Genomic DNA, 18,747 nt, shown 5'->3' with positions numbered 1-18,747 from the left:
GGGGTTATAAACTTTTTATCAACCAATATTATATTGATTGATACATCCTGCTTATCCCAGTATTATTTGGTTTTAAAACTTTACTTTTGATTGCAGCTTTGCGTAAATTCGTCATCAATTGAAGGTTAAAAATTCAACGCAAAGCTATGCACAGCCTTATCCAAAAAGAATTTGCTAGGAATTAACGAAACACTGTACTAAGGATACTCAGTTGTGGATATGGCAAAACTTTTTACCTTTTCTCATCTCGCCACAAAGCAATACCGCCTAATAAACCAGTGATATTGGGGATAAGTTTCACATTTAACGGTAACTGAAGATTCACTTTTACGGCTTCACCACCACCAATGTATAGATAATCATAATTGAACAGATGTTGCAAAGATGCGATCGCCTTTTGTAAACGCTTATTCCATCTTTTCTCGCCAATTTTTTCTAACTCTGCGCGTCCTAGTTGTTGTTCAAAAGTCTCTCCTTTGCGAAATGGATGATGTCCCATTTCCATATTTGGCACTAACTTCCCGTCTACAAATAAAGCCGAACCAAACCCCGTTCCCAGAGTAATCACCAATTCTACACCTTTACCTGCGATCGCCCCAAACCCTTGCATATCTGCATCATTGATCGCGCGTACAGGCTTGTTTAAACGTTTTAATAATGCTGTTTCTAAATCAAAGCCAATCCAATCTGGATGCAAATTTACCGCTGTTTCCGTGACTCCACAGCGCACCACACCAGGAAAACCCACCGAAACCCGATGAAACTCACCTTGCGCCGCCGCTAACACAGCAATTGCATTAATTACAACCTCAGGTGTAGCAGGTTGCGGTGTATCTAAACGCGCTCTTTCAGTTATTGGATTTCCCGTAATATCCAAAACCATTGCCTTAACGCCACTACCGCCAATATCAACTGACAATGTACGAATCGATCCATTTTCTTCAACCATTGAGCTACATCCCTGTCACAGCTTGTTCTTTCGTTATTATGCTCTGCTACATCTGGTAATATCCCGATGTTTGGAGAGTCTTCATTATTGGTGGGGCATTGGGCATGGGGCATTGGGCATTGGGCATTGGGAGTAGCGGATGAGTCTTTAATACTCGTGAATGAGTCTTTGATACTCGTGAATGAGTCTTTAATACTCGCCGACGAGTCTTTAATACTCGTGAATGAGTCTTTAATACTCGCCGACGAGTCTTTGATACTCGTGAATGAGTCTTTGATACTCGCCGACGAGTCTTTGATACTCGCCGACGAGTCTTTGATACTCGCCGACGAGTCTTTGATACTCGCCGACGAGTCTTTGATACTCGCCGACGAGTCTTTGATACTCGCCGACGAGTCTTTGATACTCGTGAATGAGTCTTTAATACTCGCTGACGAGTCTTTGATACTCCTTAATAGAGTTCGGCTTTCCACATACCCCATACCCCATGCCCTAAAATATAACTATTTCAGTAATATGCACAGTTTCATTCCCCCACAACGGTTTTTTCCCTACCTGAGTTGGACTGACATCCAGGCAATGCCAAATAAGGAAAATGTGGTTATCATCCAACCAGTAGGGGCAATTGAACAACATGGCCCCCATCTGCCATTAATTGTAGATGCTGCTATTGGTGTGGGGGTACTGGGCAAAGCATTGGAAAAGCTCGATCCTAGTATTCCGGCTTATGCTTTACCAACCCTTTATTATGGGAAATCTAACGAACACTGGCATTTTCCCGGCACAATTACCCTCAGCACGGCAACTCTGACGGCAATTATTATGGAAGTAGGAGAAAGTATCTACCGTGCTGGGTTTAGAAAATTGGTGTTAATGAACTCCCACGGCGGACAACCCCAAGTCATGCAAATGGCGGCGCGGGATTTACACGTTCAGTATGAAGACTTTTTGGTATTTCCATTGTTTACTTGGCGCGTGCCTCATATTACTAAAGAATTATTAACACCGAAAGAAGCAGCACTAGGAATGCACGCCGGAGATGCCGAAACTAGTATTATGCTGTCGCTGTTGCCAGAACAAGTGCAGTTAGAAAAAGCCGTTGCAGAGTATCCGCCAGAACAGACAGAAAGTAGTTTACTGAGTTGGGAGGGTAAGTTACCTGTGGCTTGGGTGACGCGAGATATCAGCAAAAGTGGAGTCATTGGTGACGCTACAACCGCAACTAAAGAAAAAGGCGATCGCATTCTCGAATCTGTAGCTAACGGTTGGGTACAAGTTATTCAAGATATTTACGCTTTTCAACAACCAAAAGTTCAAAGTTAATAACTAGGTGGACACAATTATTTATAAGACGCATTTCGACTCCGCTCAATGCTCAGTAGCCTGACTAAAAGAGGGTTGAGCGACTTGCCCTGAGCGGAGTCGAAGGGAGTCGAAACCCGGTAATTTCAAGTTAGGTTTAATTTAGTCCTTCTACTTAGATCCGCCACAGCATCGATAGTAGTTCTATCAGCTTGTTGACGGTTGGTGCTCAAAAGTTAACATTCAACAAGCTGATATTTTTCACAACTCAAATAGGATTGCGATAAATTTGTTAATCTAAGAATAATAGAAATAGTACTGGCTTAGCTAGTTAAAATCTCTCGGAAAGTAAGTTCCTATTGAAAATTTTATCAGAAAAAGAATTATGACGGCCTTTGAACCTCAAAGCATCCGCTCTTATAGCCAAGAAGATGTACAACAAATTCTAAACCTAGCGATCGCTCGTCAAGCTGATGATAAAGATACAGAATTTTCTTACGAACAGATATTAGAAATTGCTGCTGAGTTAGAAATTTCACCTGAGTCTTTAAAATTAGCAGAACGCGATTGGTTGCTCCAACAAGGTCAAGCCCAACAACGAAAAGCTTTTGACGCTTACCGCAAGAGAAGATTTCAAAAACGTCTAGGCAATTATGCAATTGTCAATGGCTTTTTGATACTCATTGATTTAATCGCTGGTGGTGGAATTTCTTGGTCGCTGTACATTTTACTATTCTGCGGACTGCCAGTAGGGCTTGATGTCTGGAATACCTTTCAAATCAAAGGCGAAGAATACGAAATTGCATTCCAGAAGTGGAATCGCAAGCATCAAATTAAGAAAACCATCAGTACAGTTTTAAATAAATGGTTTAGAGCGTTTCAGACTTATTAAATTTAGTGCTGAAATACCCCACCCGCGCTATCGCGTACCCTCCCCTTAGTAAGGCTACAGCGTACACACATCTCTGTAGGAAACCAAAATCCTCGTAGATCCGTCATTATCCTCCTTAAAAAGGAGGACTTTGAGAAGTTTTTGCCCCCTGAAAAAAGGGGGTTGGGGAGATCGAAAGTTTACGGCGCAACTTTAGAAGACTGTGTATACACCGTAGCCTTACTAAGGGGAGGGTTGGGGAGTGTACCTCATTTAGTTGCAAAACGCTGTAAATATTCAATTATAGTAACTGCAAACTTTTTCTCATTTTCACATGGGGAATGCCAGCTTCTTCAAATATTTCCCCTTCTTCTACAAAGCCCAATTTTTGGTATAAATCTTTGATATACTCTTGGGAATGAATCACAACTTCTCGAATATTTTTACTAGCTAGAAACAAGAGTGCATTTTCCATAATTTTCTTACCAATGCCTTGCCCTCTAGCTATAGACAAAACAGCAAGTCTTTCGATTTTGGCGGTTGCATCATCTAAATATCTAATTCTAGTAGTACCCACAGGTTTATTATCTAAATAAGCTATTAAATGGTGAGATGTTTCATCTTTACCATCAAACTCTAAAGCAGGATCTACGCCTTGTTCTTCCTGAAAAACTGATTTTCTAATTGCAGCGATCGCTGGAAATTCTTCAGGTATTTTAGCAACTTGTATAACTAAATTACTCATCAAAGTTTCTCTAATTTTAAAATATTAAAAAAGGTGGGTTTTCCCCACCTAATTTTATACTTTAATAGACCTCTTGCATAAATCAAAAAGAAGAACCCCACCCCGCCAAAGCTACGCTTTGTCTCCCCTCCCCTTGCTAAGGGGAGGGGTTGGGGGTGGGGTTTTGCAAGAGGTCTAATCAACTCCGTCAATTGGTGCAAAACCTTGGCGCTGAATATTTTCTGTAACTGCCCGTGGTTCGAGGAATTGCAATAGGTAATCAGGGCCTCCAGCTTTAGAACCGACTCCAGAAAGTTTGAATCCACCAAAGGGTTGCCGTGCAACTATAGCACCTGTGATGGTGCGGTTAATGTACAAATTCCCGACTTCAAATTCTGTCTGCGCTTGCTGAATGTGGGAAGGTGTTCGAGAATAAAGTCCTCCAGTCAAGGCATAGTTAGTTCCATTGGCCACTGCTAAGGCTTCTTGAAAATCTTTCACCCGAATTACCGCTAGCACAGGGCCAAAAATTTCTTGTTGGGAAATAACTGCATTGGGGGATACTTCACTAAAAATCACAGGGCCGATAAAATACCCGTGTTCCGGTGCTGGTAACTCCAAGGCTAGTTGTGCTTCTGCCTTACCCTTTTCAATATACTCGCGAATGCGATCGCGGGCATTGGCATCAATTACCGGGCCGACTTGGGTACTAGGTAACTCTGCTTCCCCAATGTTCAGAGATTTTGTAGCTTCCACCAACCGCTGCACAAAGGTATCATAAATCGGTTCCAGCACAACTACCCGCGAACAAGCAGAACATTTTTGGCCGCTATAACCAAATGCTGACTGCACTACCCCCACAACTGCTTGGTCTAAATCAGCACTTTCATCGACAATAATTGCATTTTTACCGCCCATTTCAGCAATTACTCGCTTCATATGCTTTTGTCCGGGTTTTAGCGTGGCTGCATCTGCGTAAATTCGACAACCTACTTCTTGAGAACCAGTAAAAGCAATTACGTGTGTGTCTGGATGATTTACCAAATAAGCGCCGACTTGGGAACCCTTACCAGGTACGTATTGAAATACACCTTGAGGAAAACCAGCATCAACTAAGATTTCTGTGAGTTTGGCGGCAATTACAGAAGATGTTTCCGCAGGTTTGAGGAGGGTGCAATTGCCGGAAACCAAGGCTGCAACTGTCATACCACAGGCGATCGCCAGCGGAAAATTCCAAGGAGAAATCACCACAGCAATTCCTCGCGGCTGGTAAATATAACGATTAGTTTCACCTGGTATGTCGTAAATAACACCTTTATCTAACCGTTCCATCTCATCGGCGTAGTAGCGGCAAAAATCTATCGCCTCGGAAACCTCTCCATCAGCTTCCTTAACTGGTTTTCCAACTTCCAAAACCATCCAAGCTGAAAGTTCGGCGCGGCGTTGTTCCATCAAATCAGCGGCTTTTCGCAAAATCCTAGCGCGTTCCTCAACTGGTGTTTTCCGCCACCCAGGAAACGCCGCCTTAGCAGCTTTCATTGCTTGTTCGGCTTGTTCAACACTAATTAATCCGACTTTCCCAACTACCTCACTAAAATTAGAAGGATTGAGAGAATCAACAAATTCCGCCGTATTCACATACTCCCCATTAACCAGCGGTAAATAAGTTTTACCCAACTGTTGACGAACACTTGCAAAAGCCTCCACCGCCTTCCTTCTCCCCTCCTCCTCAGCATAATCCGTATCCGCCGCCCCAACAAAACCTCCGTTTTCCTCTCTGCGCCCACCGAAGTTCAGATCGGCGGAAGCCGCCGCTCCGACTTCTCTCTGCGCCTCTGCGTGAGATACATCCACAACAGGCGCCGCCAACAACTCCTCAATTGGTCTATTTTCCAAATTTTGCCGTAAGAAAGAACTATTAGCGGTATTTTCCAACAACCGTCGAATCAAATATGCCATTCCAGGCAATAATTCACCGTAAGGACAGTAAACCCTAACCCGGTAACCCCTATCAACCAAAGCCTTGGCGACTTTATCACCCATACCGTAGAGGACTTGCAATTCAAAGCGACGGCGGGGGACATTTAAACTTTCGGCTATGGCAATGGCGCGAGCGTGCGATCGCACATTATGGCTACCAATGGCAGAATATACATATTGATGATTTTCTAGCAATAACTGAGTGATGGTTTCAAAGTTAGCGTCAGTTGCCGCTTTATCATTGTAAACTGGCTGCGGCCAATGCTTCTGTGCTGCTTTAATAGTTTCCTGATCCCAATATGCGCCTTTTACCAAACGGATTGTTAGGGGATAACCGCGCTGTTTTAACCAAGAAATGACGTTTTTAACATCTTCTTCGCTATCACGCAGATATGCTTGGATTGTAATCCCAATGTCTGTACGTTGCCGGAACTCTTCTTCTACTAAGAGTTTTTTCAAGATATTCAGAGTTATGTCTTTATAGGCATACTGTTCCATATCAAAATGGACAGCTGCGCCTAATTCTTTGGCACGACGTAAGAGAATACGAATGCGATCGCTAACTCGTTGTTCACTACCTTTAGCATCTAATGGGTCAAATTGCGAATAAAACGCCGTTAACTTCACAGAAACCTGCACTTTTGGTAGCGGTTCGCCATCTGCCTCATCAATAGCTGGTATGACTGCCCAATTCTTCGATGCCTCTACCAATTGTTGCATTAATTCTAGATAGCGTTCTAGATAAGATTGCGCTTCGGCTTCAGTAATTACCGCTTCACCAAGTAAATCGATGGTGAAAGCCATTTTTTCTTTTCGCAGCCGTTCAACTGTTTTGATGACTTGTTTAATATTTTCCCCAGCAATATATTTATGAGCGAGAGTTTCAACCGCCGTACCAACGGTTGTAGCCGCAACTTGCCCTGGTACAGAGTCGGGGTTAGCAAAGTTTAGCATTCCCTTCAAAGCTGCTGGTAATTCTACAGATTCATCGCCTAAATATTCCTGTAAATGAGAGGCAATTTCTGACTTACTGTGCAAAGCAGGTAGCGTATCTATAAACCGAAATAATTGCACCCGCAACCCAGGATTACTCATTGCCCAAGCTAATAATTTATCATCCCACCGCATTTGATCCCGTAGGGAAGCAAAAAACGAACGATTTTCTTGGGTAGCTGCTAGAAGTTGTTTAGCAATTTCTTGAGTTTTAGCTTCGTAGGTGCTTGTTTGTACTTGTAATACCACTGATAATAAACTCCTTATTCAAGACAAGGTTTTTTTATAAAACCTGTGTCTTCTATTTTGACGCTTTAATTATATTGGGGCATTGGGCATTGGGCATGGGGAGCAGGGGAGCAGGGGAGAAGTGACAATAATATTTTCCCTCTGCTCCTCTGCCCCTCCGCCCCTCTGCCCAATGCCCAATGCCCAATGCCCAATACCCAATACCCCATACCCTATTCAACCACTGACAAGTGTTATCCTTTTGTTGATATATTTTTAACTCGATCGAACAGATGTTGCAGCACAAGATTTTAGCTCAGCCATACTAGGAGTGGGGATACCAACGCTATGTTTACAGAAAACCTCACCCAGATCTTATTTTCTAACTGGCAACGCACACTCCAGCCTTTTGGCGTTGATGAAGTAGCGGCTGATAAAGCCTTTAATCAGTTGGTTACAGCTTACTCTAGCAGCGATCGCCATTACCACACGCTCAAACACATTTATCGCGTCCTCACCACGATTGAAATTTTGCAAGGTTACACCAATAATTTAACTGCCGTTCAATTTGCTGCCTGGTTTCATGATGTAGTGTATGACACTCAGGCTGAAGATAACGAACAAAAAAGTGCGGACTATGCTCTTGAATTGTTGAGTAGTTTAGGTATTTCAGAAAGTACCATAGCTAGTGTTACTAATCTAATTCTCAACACCAAAGAACACCAAGCTGGCGTGGATGACTTTGATAGCCAAGTCTTACTTGATGCAGATTTAGCAATTTTTGCTAGTAGTCCAGTTGATTATACAGAATATGTCTATGCTATTCGCAAAGAATATGACTGGGTGCCAAAAGCAGAGTATATCGCAGGGCGGCGGCAGGTTTTAGAAAGATTTTTAAAGCGATCGCATATTTACTTTACGCCTTTAATGCTGGAGTTTGCCGAACCGTTTGCCCGCAGTAATATTCAGGAGGAAATTAAGTCTTTAGCTTCAGGATATGATTTTTGATTAAGATTATGTAATGACTTGGGATATTTTTCGTCATATTAAGTGCGATCGCACTTTCTAATTCTCTACTGAAATCTTTATTGCTCCATCATTTCATAATATCGAGCGAGTCTCCTTTCTTCTAGGGTGAATAGCCCTAGAGTTCGGCGATTTGTAAATATTACGCAAAATTTATTGACAATGTATTGATAAATATCATACTAATTAAGTAAATTTGCCGCTTTAATGACAATTTTAAGTGTTCTTACCTCAATCGATTGATCGGCTAGTGGTCTATCGCATTAATTATGATGCGTAATCAAATTTCTGAATTGGTCACTCATCAAAATTAATGATCTCTGGAAAAAGCTTGCAACATTTAATTACAAACTTAATCACTGGATTTATTTGTTTAATTTTCATTAAATTCTTTGATTTTGGTATTGCTTAATCAAGATGTAAAAAAGTGGGGCAAAGTTTAGTACTCCTTGTCTCCCCATAACAAAAGCAAAATCATAGTCGAATTGAACAACTTCGACATCTTGTATGAGTTGTAAAAACTCGATTTTTGACAACTACTCAGCAAGCATCTAAATTTTTCGCCTCTAAACTGCATTTTCCCAGCGTGGTTAAAACTAACCACCGTCACCCCATCAGGGTGATGAGTTTATGGCTAACCAAACTAAATCTATTTAGCATTACTCCCTGACTAATAAAAAATAAGCACAGGAGAAAAAATCATGGCTAATTCATCATTCAACCTCTCTGGCCTGAATGGTAAAAATGGCTTTGTCATCAACGGTATTGCTGCAAATAACGGCTTAGGCTACAGAGTCAGCAATGCAGGGGACATCAATAACGATGGCATTGAAGACCTGATTATTAGGGGAAATAACAAAAATTATGTGGTGTTTGGGAAAACAAATCTTGGCAGCAGTGGCACTTTCAACCTTTCATCTTTAAACGGCACTAACGGCTTCACTATTAACAATTCAGGTTCTCCGGTTAGCAATGGGGGGGACATCAATAACGATGGTATTGATGATTTACTGATTTTTGACGACAGAGAAGTGTATGTAGTATTTGGGGCGACAAATCTCGGCAGTAACAGCACTCTTAATTTCTCGTCTATTAATGGCACTGATGGCGTTGTGATTAGTATTTATGGTGAGGATATCTCACTTAGCTATTCTGAAGATATCTCACTCAGCAATGTAGGGGACATCAATGGTGATAGTATTGACGACCTAATTTTTAACAGCGTTTTTACCTTCATCACCCCCGACCGCGAGGGTGACGTTGGTTATATTGGTTTTAGCTCTGTGCTGTTTGGAGGCAGTAATGTTGGCACTAATGGCTTCTCCAGCCAATATACCAGATTTAGCAAAGTAGGAGACATCAACGGTGATGGCATTGATGACTTGATTGTTAATGGCAACTATGTCGTCTTTGGGGCGACGAACATAGGTGGTAATGGTTTCATTAATGTGTTTGACCTATATGATAATTATGATGGCTTTGCCGTTACTAGCTTCACCGATGGCTCCGTCCTTTATCCCTTCTTCATCATTAATGCCAAAGCAGGGGACTTCAACGGTGATGGCATTGACGACCTAATCGTTGGCTCACTTGGGCAAACCTATGTAGTGTTTGGTGGAACGAATCTGGGCAGTAACGGCACCCTTGAGCTATCAGACTTAAATAGCACTAATAGCTTCGCCATTAATGGTAATAGCGCTAATACCTTCGCCTTTACTAACCTTTCAGGATACCAAGTCAGCAATGCTGGGGATATTAACGATGATGGCATTGATGACTTGATTTTTGGTGCGAGTAATGCTGATCCCAACGGCAAAACTGATGCTGGGCAAACCTACGTAGTGTTTGGGGGGAAGAATCTGGGCAGTAATACCCCCCTCAACCTCTCAGAGTTGAATGGCAGCAATGGGTTTATTATTAATGGTATCAATGCAGGCGATCGCTCAGGTACCTCAGTCAGCAAAGCGGGAGATATTAACTTCGATGGTGTTGATGACTTAATTATTGGCGCACCTGAAGCCGATCCCAACGGTAATACTAATGCTGGGCAAAGCTATGTAGTTTACGGCAATGCTGCTCCTACCCTCGACCTCAACGGTGCTGGAGCAGGCATCAATTATACTGCGACTTTTAGCGGCACTCCTGTAGCTGTTGTTGACACTACCAAGCTCACCGTCGCTGACACTAACACCTCCACTCTCACGCAAGCTAAAATTACCATTACCAATCGCCAAAATGGCACAGCAGAAAGTCTCAGTACTAACACCGTTGGCACCAGCATCAGTGCAACTTACAACACTACTACTGGCATCCTCACCCTTACTGGTACAGATACGCTAGCGAATTACCAGAAAGTTTTGCGGACGGTAACTTACAACAACACTGCTGCAACTCCCAACACTACTGCCCGAATTATTCAGTTTGTTGTAGATGACGGACAAGCTCACAGCAATACTAGTAAAGTTGCTACTACTACGCTCAACGTAACAGTTACTCCTCTCAATGTCCCAGGAACCACTGGTGCAGATACTCTGGTTGGCTCAGCTGGTAACAACATCATTGATGGTAAAGCTGGCAACGATATCCTCACAGGCAGTGGCGGTCAAGATAAGTTTATTATTCGCCGAGGTGATGGCAATGATACCATTAACGATTTTGGTGGTGTCGGTAAAGGCACAAATCCATCACAGGCGATAATTGCCAATGTTGACACGCTAAAATTTCTTGGGGCTGGCTTAACTGCTCAAAATCTGTTGTTGACTCAAAAAGGCAACAACTTAGAAGTCACCTTTGAAAATGTTTCTAATACTAAAGTCACTCTGAAAAACTTTCAGTTAGAAAACCTGGATAACCTGAAAGCTTCTGGAGCAAGACCAGCCATTGGCAATATCCTGTTTGATGGCCAAACTAGCATCATTGACAGTTTTAATGTTCTTGATGCCAACTCTACCGATACGACCATCGGCATCAAATACACAGTAACTTTCCTCAATGACTTGAATAACAATCTTATAGGTTTAGACAACTCCGCTGATGTCATCAATGGTCAGGGGGGTAATGACAAAATTGATGGTAAGAGTGGCAACGACTTACTGCGGGGTGGTGTAGGCAATGATAGTCTCACAGGTGGTTTAGGCAACGATACTCTTGTCGGCGGTGCTGGTAATGATGTTCTTACAGGTGCTCCGGGTGCTGACTATTTCGTTTACAACACCAATGCTGGCTTTGTTAGTTCTGCTGTTGGTCAAGATACTATTACTGACTTCAACCGCTTTCAAGGTGACAAGATTATCCTAGATAAGACTACTTTCACTGTTATTACTTCTGCTGTAGGAACCGGTTTTAGTAATGCCAGTGATTTTAAAGTCACTACTAATGGCGCAACCAGTACAGCAAAAATTGTCTACAACCCTGTGACTGGACAGTTGTTTTACAATCAAAATGGCAGTTCAGCTGGTTTTGGCAGTGGTGGTCTATTTGCCACCCTTAGTGGTGCCCCAACTCTGACAGCATCAGATTTTGTGGTGCAAGCGTAATTTGTTTAGAATAGGAAACTCCAAGCTTGGAACAATAAAACTCCAAGCTTGGAAGATTGAGCTTTCATTAACGTCTACTACCGCCACGATTAGGCACTTCAGTTTCTTCTTGTTTTGTTTTAAGTGCAAATACTTGTTGATGCTGTGGCTGTTGAATTTTTTGCAGTGCAAATTTGGCACGGGTACGAACTCCGAGATCTGCATCTGTATCTAACATTTGCTGAAGTCGATCTTTAATACCTGAGGCTCGATTTGGTAAGGTAATTGCGATAGCCGTTGCTAGTGCTTCTAAACTCGTGACTACTGCATAGCGCACCACCCACTCTGGATCTTCAGAAATTAATAGTAATGCCTCTATTACCTGAGTCTGCACAGATTCGATTTTTTCTGATGGTAATTGATACCAACGCAATGTGCCTAATCCCCTAGCTGCGGCCCGCCGCACGCTCAAGGAAAAATCGGTTTTTGCAGCCTCTAGCAAAGTGTCCAACGCCCGTAAATCGCCAATTCCGGCCAAGGCGCGAATTGCCCAGGCTCTAGCGCCATAATTGTAGTCATCAATTAGTTTCAATAGCGGTGCGACTGCGGGTTCTCCGATGGCAATCAATCCATCTACCGCCGCCACTGCCGCCCCCGGATTATTGTAGCCCAAAGCTGCAATCAAAGTGGGAACAGATTCTTCTATACCAGCGGCTGCTAGCTCTTGAACTGCATCTAACAAGCGATCCGATGAATCTGCTTGTTCCACAGCACGAATCAATATTTGGGCAAGTTCACTGTTATCCATATTAATTTCACGAGTCATTATCGGTCAGGCAATTGTAGCTTAATTTATCCGTAGTTTGCATTATGTTGAAACCCCCTAGCCCTAGTTTGACAATTGGGTTGGGGGTTTATGCACGATTGAAATTTTATTTTTAAGTATTAATCACAACCAATTACTAAGAAATTATGACTACAATAATGAGTCCATCAAATTCATCACTTTAATAGCACCTGCTGATAAAGTGCTTGTTGCTGTATGATTAACTTGATGTTCCAGTAATCCTTTGAGAGAGATTAGTTTGAGGCTATTTTCTGCCAAAGTCTCGGCTATAGCCTCGGCTGCGGGTAGATAGCCAATGGCTCCCAAGTCTGCCAACACAGCTCGACGCAGTTGCAGTTTTTCACCTGCCAAAGCCTTTACCAGCCGTTCTCCATAAAGTGATTCTTGGGTTAACTGATACATGGCTCGTGCGGCCGCATATTGTACCAGTTCTATGGGATGCTCTAAAAAGGGTTTGACCAAAGGAATCGACTCAGTAGCCCCCAAGCTTCCCAAGGCTTCGATAATTGCGTCGTAGGGTTGGGATAAATCTGGCTGCTGTGATTTTAGTTGCTCTCCCTGCAAACCTGCTTTTAATAATTCAATCAGTGCAGGAATACAAACCGCATCGCCCAGCATATCTAAAGATTGGGCTGCTGCTTCCCGGACATAAAAATCTGAGCAGTCTAAACAAGCAATTAAGGGTTTTACTGCTTGGCGATCGCCAATTTTCCCTAATGCTCTAGCTGCATTCCGCCGCAAAGGATACCCACCTTCTGGCGTCCTGTCGTCTTCATCCTCTAAGGCTGCAATCAGTCTTGTAACTACAATTGGTTCGCATATCCGAAACCTACCCAACCACCAGGCAGCATAAAATCGCAAGCCCAAATCCGTGCTTTGGAGATTTGCGATCGCCTGTTCTACTGTTAACTGTTCTCCTCCAGGTAGCTCCCCTGGAGGAGATAAATCTTCAAATTTCTGCGGATTGGAATTCATCAGAAGGAAGATTTGCTCTATTAGCTATCTGTTTTCGGCTCAAAACTCAATGGCTCAATATTAATTATTTTGCCACCCAAACGAGTAATCCGCTGCATTTCTTGATTCATCCGATTCTCAGCTACTGTGATAAACACACTGCCACTAGAACGAATCGGATAGTTTGTTTTATCAGTTTCTTCATTTTGGCGCAAGCCAACTACTTCATAGCGGAAGTAACGATTACTAGTTGTACCACCAGTTAATTGTCCAACCATAAATCACCTCAGAATCCATTCCAAATGTTTATTAGTCATTTGTCATTTGTCGTTTGTCCTCTCTTACTAAGTTCAGATGCCTTCGGCAACCCCTTCGGGGAACGGAGAAAACCTCCGCTCTGACTTTGCGCTTTGTCATTTGTTGGTTAACAATAACCAATGACCAATGACCAATGACTAATGACCAATGACTAATAACTAATGACTTTAAAGTGGCTTAACGCTGGCGATTTTACCACCTTGTTTTACTACTCTTTGGAAGTAGCTAGATAGTTCTTCATAAGGTAAGATTACAGCTTGATTCACACGACGTGTCTTAGGATATCCAGCTCCAAAAACGCCTGCTACTTCAACGCGGTAGAGTCTGCCTTCTTTACCAAAAGTTCCTGCGCCACCGAAAGTACTGTTGGGGGTTACGCCTTTGGTAGATGCAACGTAGGCAAACCCTGAGGGGCCGCCGGAGGGAGCAATCACAGCAGATGCAGCATTGCGACCTAATTCGCTAGCCAAACGGGAAGATTTGCCTTTTAGTTGCGAGCGATCGCTACTTGCATAGCCGCGATAAAGTTGGAATATGCGGCTAAATCCCACAGTTTTCTGGCCTGTTTGAGTTTCAAAACCGCGATAGTAAGGGACAATATTTTCCCCAAAGTTGGCTTGATACTCTGGCGAATCTATATATGAATCAATGTCAGCATCGTACCCTTCATTTTGGTACAAATCCAAGTGATAGACCACATCAGACTCATCGTAAGGCGCACGACCCAACAAATGTTTGTAGTTCAGCTCGATGACGCGAGTTTGGAAATTGTCGTAGAAAAATTTCTTTTTGTACAGTTCTGATTTAGCTACTTGACGCACAAACTCTTGTACGGTGATTTTGCCATCGCGCAAAATCGATTCCGCACTGATGAGGCGGTCAGCTGCCAATATATAATCATTGCCCAACAACTGACGATAGACAGCAGAAATTACTCTTTCTACATCTTCTTTAGTTGCATTTGGACGTAATTCTACAGGAGCGCTGCCAATAAAAGGTTCTGCTCCCAGACGGGACGCCGCTGTTGTAATCGTCATCTTGAAAATTCTCCTTGAGTAATAGGTAATCAGTATTTATCAGGTAAGTGAATAACGATCGGTAAGGAACTAGGAAGATAAGAGACAGGAGGTTATATTAGAGAAGAGTTTTTTACTTCTGCACTCTTCTCCCTACCTCTGGAGCCTATTTCGTACTCCTATATAGATGCGATTGCCTCTATACCTATTTCCTTAATCCTATTCTTTACTTACACAGCTTGGATGCTAATCACTTTACTGCCTTTACGATTGAGCTGCTGCAATTTACTAGAAAGTTGTTCGTAGGGAACTATCAACTCCCCACTACCGCGCCGTACTACAGCTGAATTGGGAGAAGCTGCTTGCAGGAATCTAATCCGGTATGCTTCTCCACGACTGCCTGTAGACAGACCAGTCAAGGCTCCAGAAGATACTGGATAGATGGGTGAAGCTAGATTCTTAGCTATTTCCCAGGTTAGCTTTCCTTGTTTTACCCCTTGAGCGCGATCGCTATTCGCATAACCCCGATAAAGTTGAAACAGTCGGCCATAGCCAACGTTTTTCTTTCCTACTTGGCTTTTAAAACCTCTGTAGTAGGGCACTATATTTTCGCCAAAGTTTTCTTGATATTCTGATGAGTCAATATAAGAATTTATTTCCGCTTCGTAACCCTTTGAATTGTATAGCTCAACATGGTACGAAATTTCCGACTCATCTTCTGGCGCACGACCTAATAAATGCTTATAATTCAACTCGATAAATCGAGTTTGTGAGTTGGAGTAGAAAAACTTCTCACGATAAAGTTCCGATTGAGCAATGGCCGATACAAAACCCCGGACTGAAATTGTACCTTGCTGTAACAGTGATTCAGCACTCTCTAAACGATCGCTTTCCAGTAAGTATGCATTACCCAAAACCTGACGGTAAGCTGCACGAATCACCACTGCCACATCTGCTTCTGTTCTATCAGGACGTAATTCTATTACTCCTGAGTTTTCAAATGGTTCAATTCCCAGCCTTGCTGCTTGTCCCAAAGCTACCATCCTTAACCTCCTCAGTTTTAACTACAAAACTGAAAACTTTTTAGAAAGTATTTTTCTAATTTTTTAACAGTTAACAGTCTTTTGAAAATAAAACTGCCCGGAGAGGTAAACAACTCATAGAACTTTCTGGTCATAAGAGCTGATTTCCTCTCCGGGCTAAAGCAACACTCTAGCTCAGAGTATTAATTACGTAGTCGATGTAGGAATTTGCTTCAACAGCTGGGTCGCCGCTGAGACCGTGGTTAGCTTTGATGTACTTGAGAGCTTCAATGTACCAGCTAGGAGACAAGTCGAAAGTTTTGTTGATTTCAGCTAAGCCAGAAATCAGGAAATCATCCAAGGGGCCTGTGCCACCAACAACTAAAGCGTAGGTGATAATCCGCAAGTAGTAGCCGACATCACGTACACACTTAGATTTACCGCGTTGGTCGTGCGCGAAGTTGGGGCCTTGTTGTTGGGTGGTGTAGGGGAACTTGTTGTATACAGCTTGAGCTGCACCTTCAGTTAACCGTTGGGCATTAGCACTCAAGGATTTTGCTGCTTGCAAGCTAGCTGGTGCTTGGCGGAAACGACCAAAAGCTACTTGAAGTTCTGTGCTGCTGAGGTAGCGACCTTGAGAATCAGCCGCTGAAATTGCTTCGGTTAGAGGTGTTTTTGTCATTTTTGGTACTTCCCTTTAACAAACTTTTCGTTGAAATTTTGTTTTGTCTTGCGGACAATTATTTCACCCAATAGCAGCGATGCTTGGATTAAGCAACAGCAGCAGCGGCGCGATCGAAGTAGCTAGCGATTTCAGCTGCTAATGCGCTGCAATCTCCTCTGGTGATGCCATTTGGATCGTTAACAATCTTCAAGGAAGCATCTTTGAGCTTTTGAATACCAACAGCAACGGAAGCTCCAGGAGTTCCCAATGCCAAGTAGGTTTCGCGTAAGCCATTGAGAGCGCGATCGTCTAATACGCTGGAATCGCCAGCAAAGATCGCATAGGTTACGTAGCGAAGAATGATGTCCAAATCGCGGATACAAGCAGCAGCGCGACGGCTGGTGTAAGCATTACCACCAGGAGCGATCAATTGAGGTTGTTCTGCCCACAGATCGCGTACCGCAGCAGCAACAATAGCAGACGCATTGCTGGTAATGCGGTTAACTGCATCTGCACGCTTGTTACCATCTTTGACTAGTTCGCTCAAAGCATCTAATTGTGCATCGGTGAGATATTCCCCACGTGTATCGGCTTGGGAAACTACTTTTGCAAATGCATCTAAAACCATTGCGTTAAACTCCTAATTGGCTTGGTTAAGAATTATTTGATGTCAAAACTGAATGGTTCAGCTTTTCTTTTCTGATGTCAGATGCCTGACCATTTTTATGAAAGGTTCACAACGGACATCCAAGGTATAAGTCTACGACCTGTAGGGTTTCGGATTAAAACTTTTGTTACAAAACTTCATCTTAATATGAGAGACCAGAAAACCCGCTAGATTCAGCACCCCATCAACCTTGTAATGTTATTTTCCCTTTCAAATTATTTTTATACTATGATGATGCCTTTTGTTTTATTAAAAATTATTATGTTACCTTGTCTTTTTATTCACTTAACTTAACATAAACATTCGTTTAAGTGATAATACTAGTCCCAAATCAAATACCGCTACCAAAGCGTTTTGGTTAGGGACTGACAATTAAAAAAATAGCCAATTTTGTTGGGCAAAGAGTACCGCATGGTCAAGTATTTGGGTGCGTTACGGCTTTCGCCTAACACACCCTTGTATATTTTATTTTTTGGAAGTCCCTTAAAACAACGCGAGTCTCCAACCAAGGCGCACTTTAAAACAAGACACATAATAAATCGTTGTTTTATGCTATAAATAACGATTTATTATTTTTTTAACCGCTATTTATCTTGTTTTTGCTCGTTAATTCTTTAAATTTTAAGGTAAAGCTAATAAATAGATTGCTTTTATTTGTGGGGCGAGTAAGATGCCATTGGTGTCAAATTAAGCTCAAACTCTTGCCCCACAATCGTTTTACCCCACCCCCAACCCCTCCCCTTGCCAAGGGGAGGGGAAGTTTTGGCTTTAGACAAAACCGGGGTGGGGTAACGCGGATCTTGATGGAGCTTTCCGGCCCGCCCTACAAGGGTTAATTGGATATTTTTTATTGATTGTATATTTACTTACGCGACTAGTAATTTTCTCTCTAAATCAAATAAAAAGCCATGAATATACTCTTCAGTCCATTCATCACCATAGAATCGCTTGAACATTCCTCGTGCAGGGTCTTTTTCTGAGCGATATCTTAGGTATCGCAGTTGTGCGCGTTCAATATCCGCTAGGCTTTGGGAATCAGTTACAGGTTCTGCTTGCTCTACGAAATCTAGGTAAGCTTTGAGATAGTCTTTAAAGGCGGCAAATACTTGAGTTTCCACGACAACAGTTTCCTGGGGACGAGTCCACAGAAAAGCGGGAGAAAAGAAGGGCCGTGCTTCTTCTGGAAAATCGCCACCCCAAGTTAGATGCTGTTGATGGGCATGGAAGATAGGCAGGATCGGTTGGGTATACTTTGCCTGATATGCTGGATCGTCTCGGAATAGCGGTTGCATATCCAAGGCTATGAGGTGTCCTCCTGGTAATGTCACCAAATCTGCCCCAAAGAAGGGTAAGTCGTAATTGAGGTGTGGGAAGATTACGAAGTTCAGTACTTGGAGGGAGTTACCACCTTGTACGTGTGCTGCTCGAATTTGCCGTAGTTTTGTGGTTTGAAAGGCATAACTAGTGGTGAGAACCTCTTGTTGGTTCTTGCCTTTCCCCACAGTCGCAACCTTAGATTCAAATCCTTCAGGAATAGGATATGGTTGCAAATCTAAACGCGATCGCATGTAGGCGATCGCATAATCAAGAAATGGCTGATAAAGTGTCATTTGATGTACAAATATAAATTTTGGGCATTGGGCAAACAGGACAAGGGGAAAGGGAAAGGGG

Annotated in this window: 15 protein-coding genes; 4 read left to right on the top strand and 11 right to left on the bottom strand. The window is 42.7% G+C overall.

All coding sequences use genetic code 11. The features are described from left to right. Positions 1–232 precede the first annotated feature (232 nt). A complete protein-coding gene (locus NSTC745_RS29340) occupies positions 233–949 on the bottom strand; it encodes an ROK family protein (protein ID WP_445634148.1) in 717 nt (238 codons plus the stop codon). A 516-nt stretch (positions 950–1,465) separates the two neighbouring features. Here NSTC745_RS29340 and NSTC745_RS29335 point away from each other — a divergent pair. Beyond that, entirely contained in the window at positions 1,466–2,272 is an 807-nt protein-coding gene (locus NSTC745_RS29335) for a creatininase family protein (RefSeq protein WP_445638716.1), read from the top strand. A 364-nt stretch (positions 2,273–2,636) separates the two neighbouring features. Further along, positions 2,637–3,143, top strand: coding sequence for a 2TM domain-containing protein (locus tag NSTC745_RS29330; protein WP_445634147.1), 507 nt, complete (start codon positions 2,637–2,639; stop codon positions 3,141–3,143). Positions 3,144–3,423: 280 nt separating this feature from the next. Here the strand turns inward: NSTC745_RS29330 and NSTC745_RS29325 are convergent, their stop codons facing one another. Together NSTC745_RS29325 and pruA are read right to left on the bottom strand one after the other, a co-directional pair. Next, positions 3,424–3,867: a GNAT family N-acetyltransferase gene (locus NSTC745_RS29325; protein WP_445634146.1), complete on the bottom strand. Its 444-nt coding sequence runs from the start codon at positions 3,865–3,867 to the stop codon at positions 3,424–3,426. Between the two features lie 174 nt (positions 3,868–4,041). Continuing rightward, positions 4,042–7,068 carry an L-glutamate gamma-semialdehyde dehydrogenase gene (pruA, locus tag NSTC745_RS29320; protein ID WP_445634145.1) on the bottom strand — a complete coding sequence of 1,009 codons (3,027 nt, stop codon included), beginning with the start codon at positions 7,066–7,068 and terminating at the stop codon, positions 4,042–4,044. 327 nt (positions 7,069–7,395) lie between these two features. On the opposite strand from pruA, the gene NSTC745_RS29315 reads away from it, so the two are divergent. Both NSTC745_RS29315 and NSTC745_RS29310 read left to right on the top strand, forming a co-directional pair. Further along, a complete protein-coding gene (locus NSTC745_RS29315) occupies positions 7,396–8,055 on the top strand; it encodes an HD domain-containing protein (RefSeq protein ID WP_445634144.1) in 660 nt (219 codons plus the stop codon). 719 nt (positions 8,056–8,774) lie between these two features. After that, positions 8,775–11,609, top strand: a complete 2,835-nt coding sequence (locus NSTC745_RS29310; RefSeq protein WP_445634143.1) for a beta strand repeat-containing protein — start codon at positions 8,775–8,777, stop codon at positions 11,607–11,609. Positions 11,610–11,676: 67 nt separating this feature from the next. Here the strand turns inward: NSTC745_RS29310 and NSTC745_RS29305 are convergent, their stop codons facing one another. From NSTC745_RS29305 to NSTC745_RS29270, 8 genes are all read right to left on the bottom strand, one after another. Continuing rightward, the gene (locus NSTC745_RS29305) at positions 11,677–12,396 is read right to left on the bottom strand and encodes a HEAT repeat domain-containing protein (protein WP_445634142.1); all 720 of its coding nucleotides are present in this window, start codon (positions 12,394–12,396) and stop codon (positions 11,677–11,679) included. Between the two features lie 168 nt (positions 12,397–12,564). Then, entirely contained in the window at positions 12,565–13,410 is an 846-nt protein-coding gene (locus tag NSTC745_RS29300; RefSeq protein ID WP_445634141.1) for a HEAT repeat domain-containing protein, read from the bottom strand. A gap of 20 nt (positions 13,411–13,430) precedes the next feature. After that, complete coding sequence (locus tag NSTC745_RS29295) at positions 13,431–13,667, bottom strand: phycobilisome linker polypeptide (RefSeq protein ID WP_445634140.1); 237 nt, start codon at positions 13,665–13,667, stop codon at positions 13,431–13,433. Positions 13,668–13,874: 207 nt separating this feature from the next. After that, entirely contained in the window at positions 13,875–14,744 is an 870-nt protein-coding gene (locus tag NSTC745_RS29290; protein WP_445634139.1) for a phycobilisome rod-core linker polypeptide, read from the bottom strand. A gap of 209 nt (positions 14,745–14,953) precedes the next feature. Next, a complete protein-coding gene (locus NSTC745_RS29285; protein WP_445634138.1) occupies positions 14,954–15,766 on the bottom strand; it encodes a phycobilisome rod-core linker polypeptide in 813 nt (270 codons plus the stop codon). 169 nt (positions 15,767–15,935) lie between these two features. Next, positions 15,936–16,427: a phycocyanin subunit alpha gene (cpcA, locus tag NSTC745_RS29280; protein ID WP_096538402.1), complete on the bottom strand. Its 492-nt coding sequence runs from the start codon at positions 16,425–16,427 to the stop codon at positions 15,936–15,938. 88 nt (positions 16,428–16,515) lie between these two features. Beyond that, complete coding sequence (locus NSTC745_RS29275; protein ID WP_445634137.1) at positions 16,516–17,037, bottom strand: phycocyanin subunit beta; 522 nt, start codon at positions 17,035–17,037, stop codon at positions 16,516–16,518. Positions 17,038–17,942: 905 nt separating this feature from the next. Next, a complete protein-coding gene (locus tag NSTC745_RS29270) occupies positions 17,943–18,686 on the bottom strand; it encodes a phycoerythrobilin:ferredoxin oxidoreductase (RefSeq protein ID WP_445634136.1) in 744 nt (247 codons plus the stop codon). Positions 18,687–18,747: the final 61 nt, after the last annotated feature.

It is taken from the genome of Nostoc sp. DSM 114161, from assembly GCF_052692665.1.
The sequence above is the reverse complement of the archived record's forward strand: the minus strand, read 5'-3'. Positions and strand labels throughout refer to the sequence as shown.